Annotated in this window: 7 protein-coding genes; 6 read left to right on the top strand and 1 reads right to left on the bottom strand. The window is 45.8% G+C overall.

All coding sequences use genetic code 11. The features are described 5' to 3' along the window. Both IT291_08920 and IT291_08915 read left to right on the top strand, forming a co-directional pair. Positions 1 to 1072, top strand: a 1072-nt coding sequence (locus tag IT291_08920) for a TonB-dependent receptor (protein MCC6221346.1), incomplete at its 5' end; no start/stop codon positions are given. Between the two features lie 23 nt (positions 1073 to 1095). Next, a complete protein-coding gene (locus IT291_08915) occupies positions 1096 to 1698 on the top strand; it encodes a YfiR family protein (protein ID MCC6221345.1) in 603 nt (200 codons plus the stop codon). Here the strand turns inward: IT291_08915 and IT291_08910 are convergent. Next, positions 1669 to 2205 carry an SET domain-containing protein gene (locus IT291_08910; GenBank protein MCC6221344.1) on the bottom strand — a complete coding sequence of 179 codons (537 nt, stop codon included), beginning with the start codon at positions 2203 to 2205 and terminating at the stop codon, positions 1669 to 1671. The genes IT291_08915 and IT291_08910 overlap by 30 nt on opposite strands. Positions 2206 to 3344: 1139 nt before the next feature. On the opposite strand from IT291_08910, the gene IT291_08905 reads away from it, so the two are divergent. The 4 genes from IT291_08905 to IT291_08890 all read left to right on the top strand — a co-directional run. After that, complete coding sequence (locus tag IT291_08905; GenBank protein ID MCC6221343.1) at positions 3345 to 3620, top strand: hypothetical protein; 276 nt, start codon at positions 3345 to 3347, stop codon at positions 3618 to 3620. After that, positions 3596 to 4009, top strand: a complete 414-nt coding sequence (locus tag IT291_08900; GenBank protein ID MCC6221342.1) for a retropepsin-like domain-containing protein — start codon at positions 3596 to 3598, stop codon at positions 4007 to 4009. The genes IT291_08905 and IT291_08900 overlap by 25 nt, the downstream gene beginning before the upstream one ends. 401 nt (positions 4010 to 4410) lie before the next feature. After that, positions 4411 to 4569 (top strand): hypothetical protein, encoded by a 159-nt coding sequence (locus IT291_08895; GenBank protein MCC6221341.1) that lies wholly within the window; start codon positions 4411 to 4413, stop codon positions 4567 to 4569. 507 nt (positions 4570 to 5076) lie between these two features. Further along, a partial coding sequence (locus IT291_08890; GenBank protein ID MCC6221340.1) for a BrnT family toxin occupies positions 5077 to 5165 on the top strand: 89 nt, incomplete at its 3' end.

Genomic DNA, 5165 nt, shown 5'->3' with positions numbered 1-5165 from the left:
GCGGGAAGACTTTTTGCTCGATTTAAGTTCGTATTATTCGGATCTAGAATTTCGGCATCGGCTTTCGCCTTTTGGGGCAAATGATCTTACGTATGGCTTAAATGTTAGGTTTTATACCGATGAGACTGAGGGCAGTGAGGTGTTTCACTTTGATCCCGCGGATCGCTCATTGATGTTTTATCGGGGCTTTATCCACGATGAGATTTCGCTCATCGAAGATGTCTTAATGCTAACGCTTGGGTCTCGGTTTGAGGAGAATGAGCAGGTTGGCTTTAATGCATTGCCTACGGCGAGGTTGTTGTGGAGTTTAAGTGATAGGTTTTCTGTTTGGGGTGGTGTGTCGTATACGACTGGGAGTCCGTCTCGAGTGTACGATGATCTATCTCTAAATTACTTTTCCTTTCAGGATGCCGAAAGCGGTCTACCGGTACTCATTCGCACTACGGGTAACGATGCTCTCGACTCGGAAGCGCTGGTTGCATATGAGACCGGCATCTGGGCCGAGCCAAGTGAGTCGCTCTATTTAAGTGCGGTGGCATATTATTTTAGATATGACGATGTAATCAACAACACGATGGGGGAGGCAAGCATTCTGGCTCACGAGTCAGGACTATCTTACCTATTGGTACCGTTTCCTTATGCTAATGAGTTGGAGGCCGATTCGGTGGGTTTTGAGATAGCACTCGACTGGTCTTTTAACAAAACAATTCAAATTGGAGCAACCTATGGTTTTTTACAGATAGATGCAAGGCCGAACGACAGTGGGGATTTGGATTTTGTGGAGGATGCTCCAAAGCATAATGCGACTCTAAGAGGCCATTTCTTGGTAGGTTATGCGGTGGAAGCTGATGTTATTGTAAGGAGTGTTCACGAATTATCTCGATCGGATATAGACAGTTATATTGAGGGAGATGCGCGGCTTGCGTGGTTTCCAGGCGGCAACTGGGAACTGTCGCTGATCGGACGAAATCTATTTGATAGTCGTCATTCGGAATTACGTTCGTCCGTGTTTACGATGCCGTTAAGTTATATAGGACGTAGTGCGTTTCTGGAAGTTGCCTATAAGTATTAGAGTTGCACTAGCCAGTGACAATTATGCGCAATCTAACGCCAGTCGCCATTATTGCATTTCTTAGAAGCATGAAGCCATGGAAGAATGCGCTTTTGGTTTTGCTGTTCGTATTAGTAGCTGCTGCAAATCTGTCAGACGCTAAATGTCAATCCCACCATTTATCGGTAAGTCTGGAACAGACGCTAGCGCGGGCCTATTTGTATATTGTCTTTCGTACGCGGTGGCCGGTTGACAGTATTAACGCAAGAACTGGTTTTAATTTTTGCATCAGCCAAGACCACTCGCTTTTTCAGGAGTTTAGCGAAATATTACCCACAAGGAAACTGCAGGATGTAAGGGTCAATATTATTACGTATAAAACGATTGACGAGCTCAACGAGAATACTTGCCATCTAATCGCTTTAGGGAAAGAACTGGAAGCAAGCAAGCTCATAATTGATCGAGTAAGTTCAACATCAGTGCTAACGATTAGCCACGAGGCGGACATTACGCCGCACGGAGGAATTATTCAACTTATGTTTGGGGAGAAACTGATGCCGCCAAAAATAAATATAGCCGCCATGAGGCAGAGTCACTTAGTCATAGATGCAAACATATTAGCGATTAGCATGCGCGCCTGGAAATAGTTCCCGATATTTCGTGCGCTCAATAGTCTGCCAGTAAAAAAGCTCGTAGTCAGTAAAAAGTTCTTCGCCAGCTGCTATGTCGCGAGACGCGACGTACCATACTTCGCCATTGTGCCATAGATAGCCCGTATTCTGGTGGGCTGCATCAAAATGGTGATTAACATATCGCCCAAGCACCTTTGGATGGGGGCCAGGGTCTATGAAAGAGTTTAAATTCACCATGTAGACGAATCGGCGGTCGCGAGTTCGCAGGACATCCAACAATGACTTTCGCGTTCCAATGTAGCGACATATTCTCTCGCCAGCTGCAACACCTTTGGTAGTAAACAGCCCATTTCCAGCATTGGCTAAGGTAGACGGCTTCACCTCTAGCCAATTAGGTGCATCCACTATCTCCTCAAGGAGATTGTCCTTGAACGGAGGTAAGATTTGGCCCGCTGCCAGCAAGCATCGTGCGGCTATTACCTTACAGCGGTAGGCTATATCAGCGTAAACGCTACTAGCCATTTACGAGCCTCCAACCGAGCTTAAAATCGCATTCCTTTTGCTTTATGAAAGCTATGCTAGTGATCCAAGTGAAGGTTATGTCTTCAGTCATGTGGTTATTAATGTAATTGAGTGCGTTTGAGATAAACTTTAATATTATACATTTAAATAGCAAATTACTGCAATGAAAAAGCGACTGCATTGACGGAATTTCGTGGGAGCTGGTGGTTTGGGTTGTTGCCTCAGGCTACACTGAAGTCTCTGCTGGGAATGCCTGTGTGAAAATGTAGTTGGATCGTCAGAGACTAAACGTTTCGCCTGAAGCAACAACCCAAACCATCAGCTCGCGGGTAACCGAGGAGTTTTTTAATTTGGACCTAAGTGTGTTTTCGCCGGCTAAGAAGCTTCAAAAGCTTAAGAACGTTCCCTCGGCTATATATGTAATGACCTCAGAAGATATTCGTCGCTCTGCAGCTTTCGCCTTTTGCTTACGTATGGCTTAAATATCCGGTTTTATGCCGATGAGACTGAGGGAAGTGAAAAATTTCACTTTACGTCAACGCGGTTCGTATTGAATGGCGGGGAGGAAGTTATGCATAAACGTCGACAGAGGGCTCCCCATCTAGCCCGTCGGAGGCGGTTGTGTGTAACTTCCAGCGGCGGCAAAACACCAACGAAAACTCACGACATGAGAAACTAGCAAATATTTAGGCGTCCTCAATTTGCAACTTTAGGTGCCACGCCAATCCCAATGTTCCCAAACAGGTGACGTGTAGTTACGCGACTGTTTTGGTTTATATGGTATGTCGCCATATAAACTTCAAATATGAAATGCCCCCTTCAATAACTGGAATTGCAGCTTCGTGTCGAGCGACATCCTCGCTAACGCAAGATGGGGAGGCTTTAAGTTTCGGTTACGCTCAGGTCTACCTGGGATAGTTTTGGGAAAAAGCATTTGCTTTGTGGCACTGCTCAGTTGTGAGAGTGTCGGGTTGGCAAATGCTTTTTCGTTGGGGCCTGGTAAGTAGGACCAGAAACGCTTCACCTAAACTTAAAGCCTCCCCATCTTGAATGGGGCACACCTCACAGACTTATTTCGCTCAAGGTTGAATTTTGGTATTATTGTGATAAAATTTGACACTATATCACGGCGAGGTATTATGAACGCTTACTCAGCAAAATCTTGGGATCAGGTCAGGCAGGAATATCCAGATCGATGGGTCATCATTCAGGCTATGCGGTCTCATTCTAAGTCAAACAAGCGTATTATTGATGAAATAGATGTTGTGAGTACATTTAATGACAGTGAGAAGGCGATGCGTGAATATTTAAGGCTTCACAGAGAAGATCGCAGCAAAGAGCTTTACGTCGTTCATACTAACAAAGTCGCACTCGATATTACGGAACAAAGATGGCTGGGAATACGACCGGCTTAGTTCCGTTCGAAATCATATCATCACTACCTTTCATTTCAGCGGTTGAAGTCGCGGTAAACAATCGATCTATCACTCTTAATAGAGTTCTGGTTGATACAGGCTCTGGAGGCACAATATTCTCGGCTGATCTATTGCTCGATATTGGTGTTAAGCCGGCGATAGGTGACGATCTTGTTACCATCACAGGTGTTGGAGGAACGGAATATGCGTTCTCTAGGGCTGTTGATACTATCAAGGTGGGGCATCTCAGCGTGAGCAAATTTAGAATTCAGGTTGGTGCTCTTGATTATGCGTTTGATTTCGGGTTTGAATTAGAGGGCATTCTCGGAATGAACTTTCTGCTGGCAACGAAAGCAAAACTTGATTGCAAAAATCTGACGTTGGGTTGATCTCAGTTCAATAAAAATAGCTCGCCTTAATTTCCCCGTTAATTTATCCTCCCCCTACTTTACCGCTTCCGGTGGAGATTTCCCCCCGTTTCTTTCAATATAGATACTCCGAGGATTTTTCGGGGTGGAGTGTTGGGGGGTGTTGTTAGGCACCTGGCGCTGTCGGGTTGTGGGAGGCGTATGGTTTTGGGACTTAGGGTTAGGGTGGTAACGCAAGATGGGGAGGCTTTAAGTTTCGGTTACGCTCAGGTCTACCTGGGATAGTGTAGGCAAAAAGCATTTGCTCTTGAGGCACTGTTCAGTTGTGCGTAAAAGGTGCAAGCAAATGCTTTTCGTTGGGGCCTGGTAAGTAGGACCAGAAACGCTTCACCGAAACTTAAAGCCTCCCCACCTTGCCATATATGGCCTTGCTATTAGAGCAAGCGGAAGTCATGGCGGATATTGATGGTGGCGAGCGTGGATTTAAGAGAGTCTTGGTCTATTTCCATTTCAGTGGAGAGAATTTTCAAGAGAGATCTAGAGCTAAGGGGTACCGCAGGAGCCAAGGGGAGCAAGCGTAGTTGCCACGTTGCGCAAAAAAAGGGTGGTAGGCATTGGGTATTAGAGAACGGGAGAAAAGGGTCGTCTATAACCAGCTTCTCTCCTGTTTTCTAATGGCTAATGCCGGTGGCTGCGGCACAGTGCCAAGGAAGAACTTCGCTCGAGCGGGGATCATCCCGGCGCTCGTTCTTAAACACCTAACTCTGCTCGGTTGTGGGAGGGGTGTATTTTTGGGACCTGCCTACTATACTCACTGTGGTTATAGGCTTTTCAAGGATCGGCCCAACTAAAATTAACGTGGTCTGCGCCCTTAATTTATCCCCCGAATATTTGTGAAGCGTTCAGTAGCCTAAAGCAGGTTGACAATGCACTACGTTGTAAATTTAATGTATGCATATGCGTCAAGCGAAGCCGGTAACGTTAGCAGGGGGGAGTCCTGTCTTGTTCATTGCTGTTCGCACGAGATCCAGGAACCGAGTCTTGGGCAATTTAGGTAAGGAAGATTGAGCTCCAAGCTACGAGTATTAATGGTCTGTCACTGTGTAAATCATGACAATTCGGTTATTAGGCTCATCTCAGCTCGCAAAGCTACAAAGAAAGAACACACATTTTATAG

The sequence above is a fragment of the Deltaproteobacteria bacterium genome (assembly GCA_020845775.1).
Lineage (GTDB): Bacteria > Bdellovibrionota_C > UBA2361 > SZUA-149 > JADLFC01 > JADLFC01.
Note: the sequence above shows the minus strand (reverse complement) of the source record. Positions and strands in the feature narration are given on the sequence as shown.